At 30.5% G+C, this 21,375-nt stretch carries 21 protein-coding genes; 14 read left to right on the plus strand and 7 right to left on the minus strand.

Annotated elements, in window-relative coordinates:
• Window positions 1-20 precede the first annotated feature (20 nt).
• The 6 genes from L323_RS42025 to L323_RS35895 all read right to left on the minus strand — a co-directional run bounded on the left by L323_RS42025 (window position 21) and on the right by L323_RS35895 (window position 6,919).
• Window positions 21-2,372, minus strand: coding sequence for a GIY-YIG nuclease family protein (locus L323_RS42025; RefSeq protein WP_020816514.1), 2,352 nt, complete (start codon window positions 2,370-2,372; stop codon window positions 21-23).
• Window positions 2,369-4,267 (minus strand): hypothetical protein, encoded by a 1,899-nt coding sequence (locus tag L323_RS35875; RefSeq protein ID WP_020816515.1) that lies wholly within the window; start codon window positions 4,265-4,267, stop codon window positions 2,369-2,371. Before L323_RS35875 ends, L323_RS42025 begins: the two co-directional genes overlap by 4 nt.
• The gene (locus L323_RS35880) at window positions 4,267-4,623 is read right to left on the minus strand and encodes a helix-turn-helix domain-containing protein (protein WP_020816516.1); all 357 of its coding nucleotides are present in this window, start codon (window positions 4,621-4,623) and stop codon (window positions 4,267-4,269) included. The genes L323_RS35875 and L323_RS35880 overlap by 1 nt, the downstream gene beginning before the upstream one ends.
• A complete protein-coding gene (locus L323_RS35885; protein ID WP_020816517.1) occupies window positions 4,616-5,230 on the minus strand; it encodes a site-specific integrase in 615 nt (204 codons plus the stop codon). Before L323_RS35885 ends, L323_RS35880 begins: the two co-directional genes overlap by 8 nt.
• Entirely contained in the window at window positions 5,231-6,373 is a 1,143-nt protein-coding gene (locus L323_RS35890; RefSeq protein ID WP_020816518.1) for a tyrosine-type recombinase/integrase, read from the minus strand.
• A 123-nt stretch (window positions 6,374-6,496) separates the two neighbouring features.
• Window positions 6,497-6,919, minus strand: a complete 423-nt coding sequence (locus L323_RS35895) for a reverse transcriptase-like protein (RefSeq protein WP_020816519.1) — start codon at window positions 6,917-6,919, stop codon at window positions 6,497-6,499.
• Window positions 6,920-7,224: 305 nt separating this feature from the next.
• On the opposite strand from L323_RS35895, the gene L323_RS35900 reads away from it, so the two are divergent.
• The 13 genes from L323_RS35900 to L323_RS35960 all read left to right on the plus strand — a co-directional run bounded on the left by L323_RS35900 (window position 7,225) and on the right by L323_RS35960 (window position 19,529).
• Window positions 7,225-7,767: a helix-turn-helix transcriptional regulator gene (locus L323_RS35900; RefSeq protein ID WP_020816520.1), complete on the plus strand. Its 543-nt coding sequence runs from the start codon at window positions 7,225-7,227 to the stop codon at window positions 7,765-7,767.
• 284 nt (window positions 7,768-8,051) lie between these two features.
• Window positions 8,052-8,327: a DUF3892 domain-containing protein gene (locus tag L323_RS35905; protein WP_020816521.1), complete on the plus strand. Its 276-nt coding sequence runs from the start codon at window positions 8,052-8,054 to the stop codon at window positions 8,325-8,327.
• Between the two features lie 12 nt (window positions 8,328-8,339).
• Complete coding sequence (locus tag L323_RS35910) at window positions 8,340-8,564, plus strand: DUF2188 domain-containing protein (protein ID WP_020816522.1); 225 nt, start codon at window positions 8,340-8,342, stop codon at window positions 8,562-8,564.
• Between the two features lie 128 nt (window positions 8,565-8,692).
• Window positions 8,693-9,337: a type II toxin-antitoxin system PemK/MazF family toxin gene (locus tag L323_RS35915; protein ID WP_020816523.1), complete on the plus strand. Its 645-nt coding sequence runs from the start codon at window positions 8,693-8,695 to the stop codon at window positions 9,335-9,337.
• A gap of 248 nt (window positions 9,338-9,585) precedes the next feature.
• A complete protein-coding gene (locus L323_RS35920) occupies window positions 9,586-10,683 on the plus strand; it encodes a DUF6602 domain-containing protein (protein ID WP_020816524.1) in 1,098 nt (365 codons plus the stop codon).
• Window positions 10,684-11,328: 645 nt separating this feature from the next.
• On the plus strand, window positions 11,329-12,651 hold the full coding sequence (locus L323_RS35925) for a hypothetical protein (RefSeq protein ID WP_131451055.1): 1,323 nt from the start codon (window positions 11,329-11,331) through the stop codon (window positions 12,649-12,651).
• 418 nt (window positions 12,652-13,069) lie between these two features.
• Window positions 13,070-14,182: a stalk domain-containing protein gene (locus tag L323_RS35930; RefSeq protein WP_020816526.1), complete on the plus strand. Its 1,113-nt coding sequence runs from the start codon at window positions 13,070-13,072 to the stop codon at window positions 14,180-14,182.
• Between the two features lie 445 nt (window positions 14,183-14,627).
• The gene (locus L323_RS35935) at window positions 14,628-15,194 is read left to right on the plus strand and encodes an RNA polymerase sigma factor (protein WP_020816527.1); all 567 of its coding nucleotides are present in this window, start codon (window positions 14,628-14,630) and stop codon (window positions 15,192-15,194) included.
• A 12-nt stretch (window positions 15,195-15,206) separates the two neighbouring features.
• Window positions 15,207-16,100, plus strand: a complete 894-nt coding sequence (locus L323_RS35940; RefSeq protein ID WP_020816528.1) for a hypothetical protein — start codon at window positions 15,207-15,209, stop codon at window positions 16,098-16,100.
• Between the two features lie 165 nt (window positions 16,101-16,265).
• Window positions 16,266-16,583: a CARDB domain-containing protein gene (locus L323_RS35945; protein WP_020816530.1), complete on the plus strand. Its 318-nt coding sequence runs from the start codon at window positions 16,266-16,268 to the stop codon at window positions 16,581-16,583.
• Window positions 16,584-16,979: 396 nt separating this feature from the next.
• The gene (locus L323_RS35950) at window positions 16,980-17,915 is read left to right on the plus strand and encodes a GDSL-type esterase/lipase family protein (RefSeq protein WP_020816531.1); all 936 of its coding nucleotides are present in this window, start codon (window positions 16,980-16,982) and stop codon (window positions 17,913-17,915) included.
• 147 nt (window positions 17,916-18,062) lie between these two features.
• A complete protein-coding gene (locus L323_RS35955; RefSeq protein ID WP_020816532.1) occupies window positions 18,063-18,959 on the plus strand; it encodes a D-alanyl-D-alanine carboxypeptidase family protein in 897 nt (298 codons plus the stop codon).
• 18 nt (window positions 18,960-18,977) lie between these two features.
• On the plus strand, window positions 18,978-19,529 hold the full coding sequence (locus L323_RS35960) for a VanZ family protein (protein ID WP_020816533.1): 552 nt from the start codon (window positions 18,978-18,980) through the stop codon (window positions 19,527-19,529).
• Window positions 19,530-19,593: 64 nt separating this feature from the next.
• Here the strand turns inward: L323_RS35960 and L323_RS35965 are convergent, their stop codons facing one another.
• Window positions 19,594-20,388 (minus strand): DALR domain-containing protein, encoded by a 795-nt coding sequence (locus L323_RS35965; protein ID WP_020816534.1) that lies wholly within the window; start codon window positions 20,386-20,388, stop codon window positions 19,594-19,596.
• 164 nt (window positions 20,389-20,552) lie between these two features.
• On the opposite strand from L323_RS35965, the gene truA reads away from it, so the two are divergent.
• Window positions 20,553-21,290, plus strand: coding sequence for a tRNA pseudouridine(38-40) synthase TruA (truA, locus tag L323_RS35970; protein ID WP_020816535.1), 738 nt, complete (start codon window positions 20,553-20,555; stop codon window positions 21,288-21,290).
• The last annotated feature ends 85 nt before the right edge of the window (window positions 21,291-21,375 follow it).

Consider the following 21,375-nt stretch of genomic DNA (forward strand, 5'->3'; position numbering starts at 1 on the left):
TAAAAAAGTAGGGCGAAAAATCAATTCGCCCTACTTTTTTCAATAAGTTTTTCTTTATCAAAGATTGTTAGTTTTTTTATCTGTTTTTCTCTTTTTAGAGCTGAAGGTTTATCTGGTAATTCTTCTGTATAGACGAGTTCAACAGGTGTTCTTGTTTTGGTGTAGGTGCAGCCATGACCCTCTTGGTGTTGTTGTAGTCTCTTTTGTAAATCAGATGTATAGCCAGTGTAATAGGTGCCGTCAGAACAAGATAAAATATAAACTTTAAAATTTGATATATTATTAGTCTGAGCCAAACGGTCTTTATCAACATGTACTTCATGAATACCATTAATGTTATAATAATTGTAATAGTTAATTGTTGTTGCAATATTCGTACCTAACCCTCTAATTAGTAATGAAGGTGATATATCGTAGTTTAAAAAATAATTTTTAAATAATGTCGGAAAAGATCTTCTAACATAAATTCCAAATTTCGTTAGAATGGAGCTTATATATTTACTACCAATTGGTTTATAATATTTACTCCCAGTAAAGAGCCATTCTTTTTGACAACCTAAAGACAGTTGGTCTTTTCTATCGTTTTTTATATAGCTCCATATCATTTTACCTATATCATTATTTAAGGTTATCCATGTATTACGAGCATACAAGTAGTATTTATTGTTTGATATTTTAATGTCATCAAAAGAGATATTAACAATTTCGGATATTTTAATTCCATATACTAATACTAAAAAACCTATAATTTTATCTCTTGTATTTATTTCTGAGCTATTCAGTAAATTAAATATTGCTTCTTGTTCATTTTGTGAATATGAACGATTTTTTAAACTAGTATAAATTTTTACGTTTTGTACTGTTAAAGTTCTAAAAAGTTTCATATTTTTATTTATATATATTATTAATTTTTTTAACTGGAAAACATAACCACAAAAATTTAAAACATACTCATCTAAAATATTCTGATTCAACTCATTGATGCTCTTAATGTCATTTTTGCACAAAAACTTGAAAAACAAGCATGCTTCTCTAAGGCATTGAAAATAGTATTTACTACTAAATTTATTATTCCAACCTCTATCAATGAATTTTCGCTTTATTTCAATTAAACTTAGTGAGTAAGATGTGAAAACATTATTAAATTCTGGAGCTACTTTATCTATAAACCTAAAATGGATTTTAGTAAATATATCTATATCACTTTCTACTTTCAGAATGCCTTTCATATAGAAATAATTCTGGATTGAAAGAGGAATGTGAATTTTATTGATTAAATCATTAATTTTTTCTTTTGCATTAATAAGACCATTCTCATCTATGAATTTAAAAATTTTATAATCATTATTTAATTTATAGTATAATTTTACTCCAGCGTAATTATTTTTAATAAGGGTGAATATATATTCTTTATATAATTGTGAAATTTCTTCTGATGAAAATTTATTTCTAATATCTTCCGTCAGCATAATTACCTTTTTTTTATATGCACAATTATCACAAATATTAAGAGTATAATTAAAACTAACTACAACATGTCCACATTCACTACAAGTGTTTTGCAATTTTATATAACAATCACCACAGATCTCCTTTTCATCGTATTTTTTCTTTATCGGCTTTAATTGTTGGCAAATACTGCAAGTCCGTTTTGGAGCATAATTAATGTAGCAATTATCACAAATAGATTTATTATCAATAATCTTTACTATAATTCTCTTTTTACCGCAAATACTACATATTCTTGTTGGCCTATAATATCTATAATAGCATGTGGGACAGATACTCATATTGGCTATATTAAATTTGGTGATATCTAGTTTCCCGCAATTACTGCAGTAGGTTTTAGGTCTATATATATTGTTATAACAAGTTGAGCAGACATACTTACCGTTTTTTACATATTCTATTTGTTTTTCTGTATTACAAACAGAACATACTCTAGAAGGAAGACTATTTTTATAACATTTAGTACAAATTATTTTTCCTCCTTTTCTTGATGCAACGCGCTCAAGTGAATGACAAATACTACATACTTCTTTAGGTGCATATAGTTTTCTATAACATGTCTGACAGATGGATTTTCCTTCTGAGGATTTCGTAATGTAACTGATACTATGGCAAATATCACATTCTCTCTTAATCCTATAATATTTTTGATAACATTTCCTACATATTTTTAAATTATCAAGTACTTTTGAAATTCTTCCTTGGTTATTGCAGATATCGCAGATAGATAAACTTTTATTTTTTTCGTATTCTCTTGAATAACATGTGATGCAAAGACCTTTGGCAAAATGCCTTTTTTCTGTTGTTCCACAAATTAGACAACTATCATATTTTTGAGACCATTTATGAAATTCTTCAATCATATAAATTCTTCACTTCCTCTGAGTAACTTATAGTATCTTGTCGCAGTTTTGTGATTTATTCCAAAGCTTTTCATCAATAATGCCGGCTGATGTAACCCATTAAGCATTGCATTATTGATAGCTGTATAATATAACTCTGTTGCAGTAACATCAAAATCATGAACAATTCTGCAAACCAAGCTTAATGATATTGCAGTGTTGTAGTTCCTTCCGGGAAAAGCATACTCACTATCTGTTCTCAATGTATCTAAGTACTCAAGAATCAATGGAGATAATATTTCTGGTATTTCATGACTTGTTTTATTGAAACACAGGATGTTTATTGTTTTATTTGATAATATAGTTTGGGCGAAATTACTTTTTTTAAGTATTCTTATTTCTTCAGGAGTGAATCCATAAAGTAGCATAAGGATTACTATTATTCTATCTCTAAGCTTGATATTTTTATTATATAGACATGATTTAAGCAATTGCTTTTGCTTGTCAGTACAAAGACTTACGTTTAGTTCATGTCTATATTTTGAATTCGGAAGATTTAGCTGAGTAAAAGTTATTTTATGTTTATTTATATATGTTATAAAATGCCTTAAATTGCCTTTATCATAGGGCTTTAATCTTAGATAGGCATCTATTGTTTGGTTGTTAATTTCAGTTGGTTGTATTAAATTCAATAATACGTGGCAAAAGTATAGAAATCTGAGTGCTGTTAACATGTAAAGATAACATGTATAATACCTAAATTTTGAATGATTTTTTATCCAGCCTTTCTGCTGATAATTTCTGTATTTTATTAATAAAGATTCCTTATATGCTTTTATTACTTTCTGAAATTCAACTGCTAGGTTACTAATCTGATAACTCAGATTTTCAAGTAAAAATAAACTACAGTCATAATCCGGCATTATATTTTTGTGGCACAAGAAGGAAATCATATCAATTATAAAAAGTTTTTTGGTGAAATGCTTTTGATGTATAATTGAAAAATCAATACTTGAAAAGTCAGAGCTATTATTTACATAGTTTGAGTAGACATCATCAAGTAAATTTTTCGATGTATTAACTTGCACCCAAACACTTTCATACGATACTTTTTCTGCTTTGCTATTGAAATAGTCCTTGATAATATTTGTAAAGTTTTCACACCAGTTCATCGCCAGTTTGTCGAATATACTCTCAAATTTCTGCTTATAGTAGCAATTACGGCAATATGGTAACGCATTAGAATAAGAGTGGATTGGTACTGCCGGATTAAAGCATGAATTACATATATGCACTTGCTGTTTGGCACAATCCTGGCATATGATTGAATTATCAGAAAAAATGTGTTGTACTGACCCGGAATTGCCACAAATACTACAGATATATACTCCTTGATTTATGTCAATTTCAGATGAAGACGTTTTCGAATTTTCATAACAACGGCTACATACATGTTTTCCATCAACTATATAAGGGGATTCTATATTTCTGCCACATTTAGAACAAAGATGATTAGGTGAAGAATAGCATTTTATACATACTTTTTTATCAGATGAGTTAATTGCAAGTACCTCTAATTTTCCGCAAATAGAACAAATATGCTTTGTACGATAATGCTTTATATAACATGAGTCACACACATATTCTGTCATACTCAGCTTAACAGCTGCAGAAGCTTGTTTATTACAAATACTGCATGTATGTAATGGTTGTTTATAACACTTTTGGCAGATAGATTTACCATTATCTATTTTATGAACTCTGCTAGTTTTTCCGCAAATACTACATTCACTTTTGGGATATTTGTGTTCTTTTTGATAGCAGGAATTACAAAGTCCTTTAGCTTTATGTGGATGTAGTGTAGTGTTGCAGCTGATACATTTAGAGAATTTATTAGACCATTTATTTTCTGACATTAATTGATTACACCACCTTTTGGGCCCAAAACAGAATCAGGTACATCAGAGGAACCTGATTTTTTTCGTGGTTTTGGGCCTGGTTTAATTCCTATTTCATCGCCGACTGCTTTAAGCAATTTTTCAGCACTTTTTCCTGATGAAATGTGTACCATTATATCTGCAGGCGTACATTCGAGAATATCGCATAAGGCATCAAATACCTTAGTATTGATTCTCTCTGGCATTTTATCAACAATTAAAGTAACCATTGACGATGTTATATTAATGCCATGAGCATTTAGCAATTTTGTCAAGTCAGTACAACGCCATATTCCTTTCTCCGCCATTTTCTCTTTTAGTTTCCACTTAAACATATCTCCCTCCAATGCAGGTTTTGTCAGGTTGTAAGTGCAGGTAAACTTGATTGTTTGTAATATTATTGCCGATTTGATTATTTATAAAACTCTGAGAAAGCCCTTTAATCCTTAAAATATCAGCAATATAATATTGTCTGAATAGATTTATGCTCTCAATCCTCTGTATCAATGATAGCTTTGAATTATAAAATCTTAATCTGTTTTCCATATAGTGTTTGGAAAGAATATTACCTTTAATAGTTGTAAATATTTTGTTGTTGCAAAGTTTGTTATCAGTACTGATAATATCAAGGTATTTACGTACATCCTCTGTTGCTTCATGGAATACAGGATATATAAGTCTACTGTTTACATTTTGTATATATATACTTCCATATGATTCTGGAGGCTGACTGCTAAAGTTACAATCAATGAGAGCTAAATTTAATACTTCTTCAATTCTAAGTCCATATGAGTAACATAACTGAAAAATAACTTTGTCCCTTTTAACTGTAATATAATTAAGAGAATCTGAAGAATATTCTTCAGACGTTTTATCAAAGGTATCCCAAAATTCTTTGGTTTTTGGGTAAGTAAATCTATTATAAAAACTTGTTTCAACCATTTAATTACATCCCTTCGGTAAAAATTTTGCTAACTGGCGGTCTATTACGTTTGTAAGCTGCTTTGATACAAAAGAATCTGAAAGATGCGTATATATTTGTGTTGTTGCTAAATAGGTATGGCCTACTTGCTCTTGAATAAATCGTGGACTGATTTCCAAGTCTTCAGATAAATGGCTTATATAGCTATGTCTAAGACAATGTGTTGAGTAATTATCATGAGGAAGACCAGCACACTTAAGGTGTTCTTTAAAATTCTGAGTAATAGTTTTTGGATTCATGCGGCATCCACGTTCAGTAAGAAATAAGCTTTTGCTTTCATCAAATCCGAATAAAGGTCTGATGCTTTCAAGATACCACCTTAAGTATTCAACTGAAGTTTCTGAAATAGTCCATACAGTTCGACGTTTTGGAGGACTCCCGCCACTAGCTTTCCCAAATCTTACGATAATACCTCCAAAATTATTCCATTCGGGTCGCTTAGGATTGTGTAGAAAATCAGTTGTATCAAGCATAGAAACTTCATTTGCCCGCAATCCATAATAATAAATAATCAGATATAATACCTTGTCTCTCTGAAGTACTTTTAAGCTTTTTGATTTGTTTTTATATGCTAAGGCTATCTGTTCGTCGAAGTATGCCCATAAGCACTTTAGATGATCTTTTGTAAAGGCTAATCTCTTCTCTTTATTTTCATCAGGTACTTTATGTGGTATGAGATTATCTTGTGAACATATAAGCAAAGGCTTTTTACCAAAGTTGACTTTGCAAAGATCACTAAGTTGTGGAGACTCAACTAAGAAAGACTGAAATCGTGAAATCATATTTTGCTTGTGACGTTGAGTTGCTTCACAATTGTTTCTTTCTCTATATAAATAGGCACACCACTCATCAAAGATCTCAGCTGTCCAATCCCAAGGATACTGGTTTGTAAATAGAAATAAGTCATTTATAGTATTAATGGTGGTTCTTATACTTGATGGCTTAAGACGTCTAGCCATAAGTCGATTTGTATAAGCGTTTATTATTTGTGAGTAGGTATCTTCTTCAAGGCTTATACTGTTATTTATATTTGTAGTATTATTTTTCTGAGGACTATTACTGTTTACCACCAGTTTTAACTTATTCTTAAAATTTACTTCCATATATTTGCTCCGTAATCAAAGTAGATTGAATTAAAATGAATTTAATTTGATTTATTTATAAGTGTGGACAGAAATTTATAATATATTCATTGAAAGGATAAAACTTTGATTTACGTAAATTTTTTATTTATTAATTACGAGCTTACTAATTTGATGAGCTTCTAAATTTTTGCTTCGTTTTATCCATTTGAAAATTACCGTATTATTGTTGTTGAGTATCCCAAGTTCTTTTAGAAAATTTAGCATTAAGCTTTTTTCTATACCTTTCATTCTTTGGGATCTTCTTGCTATTTCTATTACTGATTGGTTATCTCCGTAAAATTTAATGAAACATCCCTTTGGTATTAAGTTCTTTGATTGTCTATTATTTAAATAGCCTATTGCTTTATTTAATGCCCTAAATTCAGCCTCGTTGCTATTCTTACATGTTACCTTTTTTGAAGATTTCAAAATCAAGAAGGCATTTTCATTTTTAATAATAACTGATATGCCTGAAGCATTGGTTTCAGGTATAAAACTTGCATCGAAGTTTATTGTAATATCCATAACGTCACCGCTTTTTCGTAATATGTAAGTATGTATAATAGTTGCCGGATACTTTGTTGATTATGCAATCTTAAAAGTAATATAGTATGTGCAATTTACTTTAGTATGAGAATATAAATAAATACAATGTCTAATATAAAAGATTTTTCAAATGGGAAATGCAAAGTATGAAGGTCTAGTATTAGGGTATGAAGTGATAATTATAACGAAACACAACATTACAATGTTAGTTTTTGAAAAAGTTTCAAAAGTATGTTTGACAATTGTTATATAATGGAATACAATATAATAAACGGGGTGAATTCATGGATAAAATTAGAAACAACTTTAAACAAATTAGAGAAATTTATGGAGTTACGCAGGATGAAATATCAAAAATAGTTGGTGTAAATAGGGCTACAATCTCACAATGGGAAACGGGAACAACAAGAGCATCAAGTGCAAATCTTGAAAAGTTATCAATATTTTACGGTGTTGGCCCTGAAACTTTTTATGAACTTGAAGAGATTGATGAAACTCGACGTTACATGATTATTGAGTCATCTAAACATGCTAAAGAAATTGAAGAGCAAAGCCATGGTGAAAGAAATAAGGTAGATGATCTCAAAGAGATATTTGAAAGTATCAGTTTTAGTGAATCACGTAGAAATTTCATGATGGCTATGAAAATTTTACTTGCAAGTGCAGACCATGCTGAAACATTAGATGATTTGCAATTAGCTTATGATATTACTATCAAAATGGCAAAACGTTTAAATGCAATAATTGATATACGTAGAGAAGAAGAAAAAGCAAAAAGGGAAAATAATGAAGAAACACTGTTTGATTTACTAGATAAATTTAATTAAGTATAAAAATAAGTGGTAAAAAAGTGAACAAACACATAAGAAAAGTTCTATTAAGACCCTTAATCTCAATAGAACTTTCAGAAACGATTAATCATTATGATATAATACATCTCAATCAAACTTTTAGTATTATATCAAAGTGTATGACACCCGTCAATGTTTCTGGCTAAATTATTGCCGAAAGGAAGTGTACGTATTCATAGCAATGCTCTTTTGTTTTGTTTTTTTTATAAAAAAATTAAAAATAATATTACTCACCAATGTGAGAGAAAGAGAGTATGCTCATGAAGGCTACAAAAATTAAAATGAAAGATGGATGTGGAACATCAAATAACTTGTTAGAGATTGACTCTATTTATATTTCTGATTGTGACAACCCTGGATTTTTTAAAAAATCCATTATACATGACTATGTTAAAGAGCATCCGGGTAGTATCCAGGTCGACATTTATCCTTATCCCAATATTATAGCTGCAACAAGTTCTTTGAATGAAAAATACGTAAAATCAACTCCTGATGGCTCAAATAAAGATAACTTATTATCTTTGCCGAGAGAATAGGAGAAGTATATTATGGGAAAGAATCAACATGTAACACCACATCCAGAAGGTGGATGGCAAGTTAAAGGTGCTGGTAATTCTAAGGCAACTTCTAGAACGGACACACAAAAAGAAGCAATAAATATTGCACGTGAGATTGCTAAAAATCAACAATCCGAACTCATTATTCATCGTACTAATGGTCAAATAAGAGATAAAGATTCTTATGGAAATGACCAATACCCACCAAGAGGATAACTATAAATTATAAATATGTTGTTTTGATATGCTCTCTGTTTAGTAGACAGGGAGCATATCATCTTATATTATTTTCTACAATCAATAATTGAATCATTGTAAATTATAGTTAAGGAGGCTACATAATATTGGTTCCAAATCATAAGTTTGAGATATATAGGGGAGATATCATTCTAGCTGATTTAAAAGGTAGATTAGACCTAGCCATTATGAATAAAGTAGTACCGGTTATAGTAGTGAGTAATGATAAGGGGAATTTATATAGTACTATTTTAAGCGTGATTCCTATATCAAATGAAATAGAATTGATTAATCAATTCTATCCCCAAAATACGATGTTTAAAGAAATCCCCACAGATAACTGTGGTATACATGTTCCCATCCCCAATAATAATATATATCCAGATTCTGTAGCACTTCCAGAATTAATTACAACAATTTCTAGAACGAGAGTTACACAAGTAATTGGACATTGTTCACCTTTAACTATGAATAGGCTAGATATTGCCATGAACTTGTGGTATAAGTTCTATACCATTGAGAAAATTAGAAATCAATTAATAGAGTTACTGGCTAAAATAGAAAGAACAGCAAATCAAATTGATATATTAAAAGGCAAGATATGTGACGATGGAAATAACTCTAGAAAAATGGAAAAATATAAATTTAAAAATTTAGTATATAAGGCACTATTAAAACAAATATGCAAGCATTATTCTGTAAGCGAAGAACATTTTGTAATGCATAAAGAAATACGATTTATTAATGTGTAGAATGGTGAAAGATTAGATAATTATTAATTAAAGTTTTAAATTTCGATTTCCTCAAAGCAGGTGCTGTAAGTGCAGTGGATAAAAAGTATAAAAACAATATTTAAATGGTCATCTACCATTAGGTATTCAGTCAGTATGTAGTTCAGAAATAAGAAGTTTCTAACGTCTTCAGTCAAACCTATTTGCCGTTATCAGTGGTTTCGTGAATGAAAAAGTTATATACAATTTATTTAAAGGAGGTTTTTGAGATGAACGAACAAGAATATCAGCGAAAATTATTTGAGCAACTAAATATGCATGATATTAATTTAGACTTATTATCAAAATGGTACTTTTCTATATTAGAGCAATTGAGGACTAGTTTTGAACGATCAAGTAACATTATTCATCCACGTCATAGGGGAGATATTAGAGAATATGATATAAAAGCTATTATTAAAGACATAATTCCATCAAGTTATGCTGTTACTAAAGGATATGCTATTAATAATCTATCACTGATAAGTCTTGAACAGGACTTATTAATTTATAAAAAATCATCTTATAGTCCTTTTATAAAAACATCCGAATTAGAATATTTACCTATTGAATCAATATTTACTTCAATAGAAATTAAGTCAAATCTAACACATAATGAATTGCGAAAATGCATTTTAAATTGTGTTAGTTTAAAAAAATTAAGGTATAACAATAGCAATTATTCATATAAAAAAGAAGAAGGTCTTAATTTATTTTATTGTATATTTGCTTATAAATCTGAACTAACTATAGAAAAAATTATAAGTTATCTGAATGATTATAATAAAGATATCCCAGAAAATTTAAGGATTAATATGATATATATATTAAATGAGGGATTAATACTGCCTGCTATAGATAATAATCATCATAATATAACTTTAAATTATAAAGACATTATGAAGATTAATAATGGGTATTTATCGGTTCCTAATCTTTCAAGTAGACAAGAAGAGGAATTTAAAGCACTACATTTTTTGTTATTTTTATCATTAATTGTTGATTTGTTAATTCACGATAATTCAAATCAACTCCCAATGTATACTAACTATGTTTATTTACCGATTTATTGGCTACAACAAATAGATAGTAAAAGAGATGATCACGAGTTTATTCCCAAAAAAGGTTTAAGTAAAGGATTAGAATGTCTTATGGCTTACACAGAAAAATGTAAGAAATGTGGTAAAGAATATACTTTTTACAATAAAGATTTAGATGAACATATACATAATCGATTTAGAGAGCAGGGACTAACTTATTATGATAAAACACAAGAATTCATATATTGTGAATGTGGAGAAGCATTTAATACTTCAGAATTCAAGTAAACTAACTGCGATAACATATGCATTCACGTTAGGGGTTCGCCAGTAATATGCTCCGTTTATGGTAGACGGCTTAATATAAGACAGAAAATATTATGTTTATCTAGTCTGCATAACCCCTTCATTTCTAATATCCGAATTTTCCAGAGTAATATGGCCGTATTCCATTTGATCCTTATGGAAAAATATAATAGTTTTGTATTTATGAGAAATAATACACTAAAGCCATTGCCTGAAAATCATTTTGCAAACATATTAAAGAAGATATATCTTTCATGTGAAAAGAATGTGTAGAAGATAATCTTGCCAATCAGAATTGCATTTGGTGTATTAGACATAACTACCAACTTTTACCTTAATGAAACCTTACTATTATATACATGTACCGGGAGTAATTCATATCAAAAAAATGAAAGGGAGGTGGATATTATACAAAGCATCTTTAGCAATCGAGAAATTGCAATCGGGTTATGGGGATTACTAGTTGTAATAATCGTTCTTTTTACAAAGCCGGGTAAAAACTTTATAAAGTCAATACTTCCAATTGTTTTCTGCAGAAAGTTCGTTATTTTTTATATCATATTCTTGAGTTTCTTCGTGTTGACAGTATACCTTCTATATTTGGTAGAATATTGGAACTTAGCGTTATTGAAGAATACAATATTATGGGTTATACTTGTAGAAATTCCCCTATTTGTTAAGGCAATTGAAAAAGCAAAAGATAGTAGATTCTTTAGAAAGTTAATAAATGATAATCTAGCTTTGATTACAATAATTCAATTTATTTTTGGTTTTTGGTCCTTTGGACTTTTAACAGAATTAATACTAATCCCTTCTGCACTTTTCTTAGGACTTATGTATGCTATAACTTCAAAAGAAGAAAAATATAAGGCTATTAAAAAGATTTTAGATATGTTGTTATTAACATTCACTTGTATAGCTTTATTTTTTATAATAAGAAAAATCGTAAGAAATCCTTATGATCTATTTAATTCTAAAGCATTAAAGGAATTTCTTCTTCCGTTACTTTTGTTATTTCTGAATCTTCCAATAGTTTATGGATTAGCATTATTCAATATGTATGAACAAATTTTTATAAGACTAAAAGGTAGTTCTATCGAAAAGCGTAAAATGAAGAAGCGAATATTGTTATTTGGAAATTTCAACTTGACGAAAACATCATCCATAATCAATAAAGGTATACACTTGCTTATTACCAGCCTAACAGATAAGGACATGGAGAAAAACATAAAAATACTAGACAAATATTTAGAAAGCCGAGTGGGAGATAATTATATGAAACGAGCGAATTTTTATAAATTATGCTGTATATTGGGTTTTATTATTTCTGTTTTTGGATTAATTATTTGTAATTCAGATGTCAGTATTAAAGATATCATTACATTGAATTTTGCGTTTAATTTTGCTAAAGCAAAAGAAATTATTACGTATATTTGTTCAATAGGTATAACTCTTTGTTTATGTCTATTTGTATATTCTATTGGTTATTCAAAGAAAAAATATGAGGAAATTTCACAGATAAAGAAATATGCTTTGCAGGGATACTTATATTTACTTAACCGTCAGTTTAGACATTTAAAAGAAGTTTTGCCCATTGACGAGCCACAAGAATTGTTTATACAATATATTGAACCAGCAATTGAACTTAAAATTGAATGTGAAAAGATTATTTCATCTTACGATAACCTCTTATCGTATTGGGAATTAGACAGTATTAAACAATTACAATTATATGCAGATATATTTTTAAAAGATATTTGTCATGATGAAAATACACTTATTAATATGGGATCTACAGAATACATAAGTTATCATAACAAACGAATCAAGGATGCCCCCCAAAATGAAAAAATTAACACTTTCAAATACACCATAAAAAAAGATGCTGAAAAGTATGCTGAGCAGGTTAATTTATGCCGGGATGAATTTAAGAATTTAATTGATAAATAGAAAAAGCTCTTTAAAACGCATTAACCGTATTCAGTCCACATACCCCCTTCCATTTCCAATATCGGAATTTTTGAGGGTAATATCGGAGTTTCCCAGTATTCCTTCGGATATTATAATCGATGAAAGTACTGATATAAGCGGGCTTTAACGGTTTTACACGGAAAATAATTTTTTCGGATTTTAATTAAATTGAATTTAATTTGATTTAATTCTATAGTAAATAGTAAAAAAATAGCATAACGTTCTTTAAATGCATAAATAGTAAAAAGGCTCCCCCAAAAAGGAAGCCTTTTTACTATTTATTTAACGTCAACTAACTAAATATATTATAACTTTACATAGATAAACGGGTTAGTTATGGTAGAATTAGTAATGTGAATTTAATTCTTATATTAACTTTTTGATTAAGGAGCTTCAAATGAAAAGGAAATTAATGATTTTAAGTTTCACTTTGCTTCTTTTAGTCTCGTCAACTAATATATCATACTCATCAACAAAAATTATCGAAAGCCCAGATATTCGCCTGATAATTAATGGAAAGTCATGTACTGTAAATAGCATACCCATTTTGATGAATGGAAGGACGTTACTGCCACTGACGGATGTAGCGTCAGCTTTTGGAATTCCAAACGATAAGCAACATATTATTTGGAATAGTGCACAAAAAAGCATATCTATTATAAAGGATTCTAGTAAAATCATTATATCAATTAACAAGAATAAGGCATTAGTCAATAACAAAGAAATTAAAACAGATGTATACCCGATAATTTATAAAGATAGGACATACATACCTTTGAGTCTGATTGGGAATTGTTTTGAGAGAAAAGTTCTTTGGGATGGTAATTCTAAGACTATAGCCATATGTAGTTCAGATAATTATAATGCCAATAAATCAATTATAGAGAATTGTGTGGCTTCCATGAATGCTCTTAGGAAATATGAGCTTATCCAGAATGGCAATTCAGACTATGAATACATTGATACAGGAGAAACCGGTAAAACCCATAGTAATTCATACCAAATATGGGATATTGATAAAAGAATTTTGAGTTTATCATATAATAGCAATTTAGTCTTCAGTTCAGGTGGAAGTACGTCATTTAATAATATGATATACACAGCTGAAGGCAAATCGTATACAAAGAGTAGCGATAACCCTTGGAAACTGGATACATCAATAGAAACCAAAAAAAATGATGTGTTTAAAAATGATTTTGGAAAGCTATTTGATAAGTCTATATATTATTCAGGTTTGAGAAAAACCGTATCTCCGGGATTAAATGATATTATCCTGGAAGGTGATGTTATAAATATGTCGGAGTCAGACAAAGATGATAGAGTTATAAACTGCCATACAAAAATAGTTATTGATATAAATAATTATTTCATTAAGCAGATGACTGCTTATTCAAATACAATAAGCCGATTTGAGGGAGAAGACTATCTAAAACACTATACAGACTATGATAGCCATTATAACAAGCTTGATGATAAATATGAAATTCCTAACCCTGTAGATAATAATTAACTAAGTTTTTATGTATATAAGAAAAGGGAATATTACAAAAATCTAGACTAATATATTTCATTAAAAATACCCTCTTCCATTTCCAATATCGGAATTTTTTTAGGGTAATATTTGAGTTTTCCAGTATACCTTTGCATATAACTAGTTAGTGTATGCAGTTTTTAGGGATTTTATGCCTGAGTAATAGAAAAAATTTTAAATCCAGAAATGCCAATTTTTAATAGGTGTTTCTGGATTTTTTATTTCTGGAACAGGACTTTATATACAGATCACATATTAGGTTGTTGTAGTAGAATTAAAAATATATAAAAATCAACTTCTGTTTAATGCTAACATCTAGTTTTTATGATGTTATTAATAATTTTTGGTATATAGTGAACCATTCATATTACAACTTACACTCTTATTATAAAGGAGCTCCTATTGAGTAGAAAGGGGAAAGATTTTGGAAGATAAAGAGCTTATTGAGCGCTGTCAGCGTGGTGACTTAGATAGTTTTAGTGAGATATACAGTTTGTACAGTAAGAATGCCCTTGGTACGGCTTATCTTATTGCAGGCCATAAAGGTATCGCAGACGATATTGTTCAGGAAACATTTATTCAATGTTTCCTGTGTATTAAAAAATTAAAAGCTCCGGAAGCCTTTGATGTGTGGTTTTATAAGATTTTACTAAGGACTGGTCGTAGGATGGTAAAAAAACACAATAAGGTTATTTCAGTTGCTGATAGAAATATTGAGGACTTTAGTGCAGAATCTGGTTTTGATTGTGGAATACACAGAAGTGAGACTAGAATGGCAGTAAGGAGTGCTCTGGACAAACTGAGTTTGCCCCTAAAAACAGTTGCTATATTATATTACTATAATGATATGACAGTTGAAGAAATAGCGAAGGTGCTGGGGTGTTTATCAGGAACTGTAAAATCCAGACTCCATAATGCAAGAAAAAAGCTTTATTGTGAGCTCAATAGTGTATTTTATGATAATCAAGAAGATAGGTTTAATATATTGTAAATGAGAGGAGCGATGCAGTTGGAGAATAATCAACTATTTGATAATATAATAAAAAGAAATATTTCGGATAAAGCTAATGAGATAACAGTATCTGAGAAGAATATGCAGGATATTCTTTTAGAAGTTAGAAAGAGGAAAAAGGAGAAAAACCTTTATACTGGCTTTAGAAAATATGCTGTAGCTGCAGTTATTGCTTTAGTTTTTATGGTTGTAACATTTGCTGCTTCAGATAATGCAAGAGCTATAGCTGTAGAAGTAATTAATAATATTAAAACAGTATTTATTATGGATAAAGACAATAATGTTATTGAAAGGCCTGCTAATGAGGTTTTAATTAACCCTTGTCTTAGCAAAACTACCGACTTAAGTGATAAAGAACTATCTGAAAAAATGGGAATTAAGATTTGTATTCCTGAAATATTTTATGGAGATCTAAAATTACAGAACAAAGCCGAGATAGTTGCCTTCAATAAGACACTAAGTTATGAAACCTTTGACACAATAAAAGATGTTGCTGAAAAGGCTATTAGTGAAGAAAATGCTTTTAATAGTCTTCATGAATATCTGCCATACAGAAGTGTTGGGTGTACTTACAGAGACGGTAAAGGATATATCTTTAATATTGCTATCATGGATACCGTTATTCGAGTATTCTCAAAGAATGATGATATTTCAGAAGTTGCACAAACAAAAGTCGGTAATATAAATGCACAATGGATAGTTAAATCATTTACTGATTACAATGGCAAAGACATGACTCAAAAGCCTTTGGGAAAAAGAACAGCATATGCATTATTTTGGTCAACTAACGGTTCTACCTATTCGATTGTATCAATAGACGATAAACCAATATCCATGAATGAAACAGTAAAAATTGCAGATGCATTTATGAAAACCCAAAAGTAAAAATTGTATAAATAGCCTACTTCCATTATGCATTTATCCGGGAGGAATGTTATGTCTAAAAAAATTATAATTGCAGCTTATTTGTTAATTGCATCAGTAATGCTAAATTCCAGTCTTGTTTTTGCAGCAAATAGAAGCGTATAAAGCTTGGTCAGCACATAACATTTGACAGCCTTAAATGGTTATGGGGAAGTACCTGCCTACAGTACCGTATACCATGAAAATGGTAAGTTAAGCTACTCTTTCAATGCTTCTGGGACATATACAATAACCTTCCAGATTGACCCTGACAATAAGCTCAACGAATCAGATACAGGGAACAATACAGCGTCTACCACCATTACAATACTTCCGGCAGACCTTGTTCCAACGATGATTACAACTACTCAGGTTACTTATGTTAATGTTGGAAAACCTGTAACCTTCACATGCGGCATCAGAAATCACGGGGGTGTGGGTACAAGTGCATTTAATGTCAAATAGTTTGTAGACGGTGCTGAAGTTGGAGCTCACAGCTACCCTGGAGTTCCTGCCCGCAATACTATAGCCGAGATCAGCCGCCTTGATTACACTTTTAACTCACCGGGAAATCATACGGTATTATTTCGGGTGGATTCCAGTGATTTAAAATATGAATACAATGAAATTGACAATGAAACGATCCGATAGTATCGACAAATTTGTAGTTGACTTTGGATATTTGCAGTAAATTACATTAAGCATGCTATAATTTTCAAAATTTATATACCAATCACAAAAAGATTTATATTGAAATGTAAAACATTTACAGTTTATAATAGAATTAACGTTGATAAAAACGTTTTATTAAAGTTCTTAATCTGTACTGTAAGATAAGAACTGCTCGTAGGAGGAAAAACAATGAATAGTTTAAGAAAAAGACTGTTATCATTAATAATGGTGGTAAGTATTTGTCTTTGCGTAAGTTCAGTTTGTAATGCTACCCAGACCACTTCACAAGTTGTTACTGCGGCGGCATCAGGACTTATCGGAGATCTGAACGGAGATAGTGCCATTGATGCACTGGATTATTCGTTAATGAAGCAATTCCTACTCGGTACTGTTACCGACCTACCTGTTCAGGATGATCTTTATGCTGCTGACCTTGACGGTGATGCAAAAATAACAGCATTGGATTTATCCCTATCGAAGCAATATCTTTTAGGACTCATTACAAAGTTTCCTAAAACTCCGCCTCAAAACATTACCACTGTTGTTATGCCTTTGGGGGATTCAATAACTGACGGTTTAACTGTACCGGGAGGTTACCGAATCAAGCTATGGAATAATGTAACAAATGCCGGACAAAAAGTTGATTTTGTAGGCTCTATGTCAAACGGACCTACGGAACTTGGTGATAAGAATCATGAAGGCCACTCTGGCTGGCGTATTGATCAGATTGATGCTAATATCAATGCATGGATGACCACATATAAACCAAAAATCGTTTTATTACACATTGGTACAAATGATATCTCACAAAAGTATGATTTGACTAATGCACCTACCAGATTGAGCGGGTTAATTGACAAGATTTGCGCTAAATTACCCAGTGATGGCAAACTCTATGTTGCTAAAGTTATTCCTCTTAGCTATGCAGATGTCAGGAACTATAACACTCAAGTTGCTCAAGTCGTTCAAACCAAGGCTAATCAAGGTAAGCCCGTGTTTATTGTTGATATGTATAGTGCAGTTACTACTGCCGATTTAGCAGATGGAGTTCATTGTACCAGAACTGGTTATGACAAGATGGCGGATGTTTGGTATAATGCAATCAAAAACGATTTAGGTAAATAATCTACCTTGATGGGATGTAACTAAACATAAAAGCATTATAAAAGTATGTAATAAGAAAATCTTAAGAAGTTCATAAGATAGATTTCCAACTTAGCCCTTTATTCTGTGTTTAAATAATATTAACACAGAATAAGGGGTTGTTTTATTATGGTACGAAAAGTAAAAAAGAAAAAGTCAGGAATGCGTATATTTGTAGCACTTCTGTTTATGGCTGTCATTGCTGCTTTTGTTTACAAGATAGCCCCCGATCCCACTGTTTCTATATCTTTAAACAAGCTGAACAGTCCTAACGCAATTCTGATCCGTTTAAAAGATCATACCATATTGCTGGAGAAAAATAGTGAAGCAAAAATCTATCCTGCTTCTTTAACTAAAATAATGACAGCAATTGTTGCTATAGAAAATTTACCTGATATTATGGGAGAAATCAAACTTTCCAATTCTACGTTCCGGGGGCTGTACGAAGCAGGTGCATCAATGGCAGGTTTCCAACCAGGTGAGCGGGTAAGAGCAATTGATTTGTTGTATGGAGTAATACTGCCCAGCGGTGCAGAGTGCTGTATTGGACTTGCTAATAAGATTGCCGGAGCAGAGCAGAATTTCGTAAAAATAATGAATCAAAAGGCTGCAGATCTTGGTATGGGAAATACCCATTTTGAAAATGTGACCGGGCTTCAGAATGAAAATCACTACACAACAGTCGAAGATTTGTCTGTTCTTCTATGCTATGCTTTGAAAAATGATACTTTCCGGGAGATTTTTACTTCATCACGTCATTGCACACCACCTACAAATAAGCATACTGAGGGGATAACCTTTAACAGCACCATGTTTGAAAAACTCACCAATAAAAATATTATTGGTGGCGAAATTCTAGGAGGAAAAACAGGATATACTAGTGCGGCTGGCTTGTGTCTCGCAAGTCTCTCCAAAGTGGATAATCAAGAATATGTTTTGGTTACAGCCGGTGCAAAAGGAGATAGTCACTCGGAACAGTTTAATATTACTGATGCAATAGCTGTATACAGCAGCATAGGAAAATAAATAAAAAATGGAGGTATTATGAATAAACGGGAGAGAATTAAAACTGTCTTTTTACGTTGTGTTTTCACTTGTTACATACTTTTGCTAATTAAAATATTGTTTTTATCAAGAATTTCGATTTTGGAGTTATTTACTAATCAAAGGACTTTATTTAGGTCAGTCAATCTAATCCCTTTTTATAGTATAACGGAATATTTAACTGCCAGCTCAATGAATATTAAACAAGTTGCTTTTAGTAATGTGGTTGGCAATATAGTTATTTTTATTCCCCTTGGTGTATATCTGTCATTATTCAAAAAAAATAAAAGAGCAATAACCAACTTGTTACTTATATTTATAGCAAGTTTATTTGTTGAAATTATTCAAGGGCTTTTTGGAATAGGAATATCAGACATAGATGATGTAATTCTAAATTGTTTGGGTGGATGGATTGGTATTTTAGGGTATAAATTTTCATTATTTATATTACGAGATGAGAAAACAGTATATACTGCAATCACAATACTATCTGCTATCATAGGATTACCGGTTATATTATATTTATTATTCATGATGAAAATGAGATTCTGAATGCTGGAAATTAACATAAACAAAAGAGACTTCAATAATAGAAGTCTCTTTTGTTATTTAAACATCAAATGAACAGTGCTTTAATGTCCCATTCGGAGCCTAAAGCTGAGTCTTGAACAATAATACCTTTATGGTCAAGTTTTGATTTTATTTCATCTGATAAATCATAATTCTTATTTAGCTTAGCATCTTGTCTTAGATTCATGAGCTCTTTTACTTCATTCATATCAATATTATTCAGCTTAATATATTTTTCTTTCATTTGTAAGATAAATTCTTCTGGTTCTTCCATGAAAATACCTATTAAATTTGCTACTATTAAAATGCTTTTATATATTTTATTCAACGTTGTGAGTTTGTGAAGAGCATTTTCATTAGCATTAGTTAATAAAGCATTTGAGTACTTAAATAATTGTAGAAAATCAGAAACCACTAAAGAAGTATTAAAATTATCATTAATAGCCGCAACGAAAGACTTGTTAATGCCGTCTAAAATTTCCGGTTTGATAATTCTACCATGAGGGGCAATGTACTCATTTAATTCACTGTTTTCATTTGCAAAGGTCTTAATCTTATTTAAAGTTTGATAAAAATAGTACAGTCTTTTTTCTGAAGCTAAATAGTGCTCCTCTGTCAGTTCTTTTAAGCCTTCAGACTGATTTGAAAGAATACTTAACTTTAAGACTTCTGGGTGATATTTTGATAATAATTCTTTTGATTCCAGAATATTGCCCAAGGACGCGCTTAATTTTTCAAAATCAATAATAGTTCCATTTGGATAAATTTTGTACTCAAACCCGTGAATACGTGCAATTTTTTGCTTTCTTCTGTCCGACGTGTTAAATTCATTTGAACTCATTTAATAATTCTCCTTATAAACTCTATTTTTCGATTATAACACAAAAAATATTACTGTTTTATATTACTTTTTGAACAATTCATTAAAATCGTGTTAAAATTGATATAAAGATGCCTTGCTAGGGGTAGGCTAGTATTTGAAATCAATTTTAAAAGGGGAATAGAATGAAAAATTTTAAAATAATTGTCCAATTTGACGGAAGCAGATATAAAGGTTGGCAAAAGCTTAAAGATAATAATCTTTCAATTCAGGAGAAAATCGAAACAGTACTTTCTAAGATGACTGGAGAGGAAATTCAGGTAATTGGTTGTGGAAGGACGGACGCTGGTACTCATGCCGAAAATTATGTAGCCAATTTCCATACAAATTCAAACAGGTCAGCAAAACTAATATCAAATTATTTATACGAATTTTTGCCTGAGGATATTGTTGTAAAATCAGTAGAAGAAGTACCTGAAAGATTCCATGCACAACACAATGTGAAATCAAAAACTTATGTGTATAGCATTACTAAAGGAAGATTAAGAAATGTGTTCAATAGAAAATATTCATTTCATTCACTAGAAAAGATTGATCTTATTCAAATGAGAAATGCAGCTGAATATTTAGTTGGAACCCATGATTTCCAAAGCTTTACCAGCTTGAAAGAGGGCTCAAAATCCACAATAAGAACTATAAATTCCTTAGATATTATTGAAAATGGTATGGTGATTGAGATTGTAATAAATTGCAATGATTTTTTACTGCATATGGCAAGGTTGATTGTGGGAATTCTTTTAGAAGTTGGCAAAGGTAAAGTACAAGCAACAGAAGTTCAAAATATATTAAATGGTAAAAAATTCACCCAAGCTGTACCATTTGCTCAACCGAAGGGCCTCTGCTTAAGAGACGTTCAATACTAATCAGATATAAAAATAAATTAATATAGTAAAAATATTCATAACATGTTTGATGATAAGAGGCTTCCTGAATAAGGAGGCCTTTATT

Origin of the sequence: Ruminiclostridium papyrosolvens C7, from assembly GCF_000421965.1 — a bacterium.
GTDB classification, from domain to species: Bacteria; Bacillota; Clostridia; order Acetivibrionales; family DSM-1351; genus Ruminiclostridium; species Ruminiclostridium papyrosolvens_A.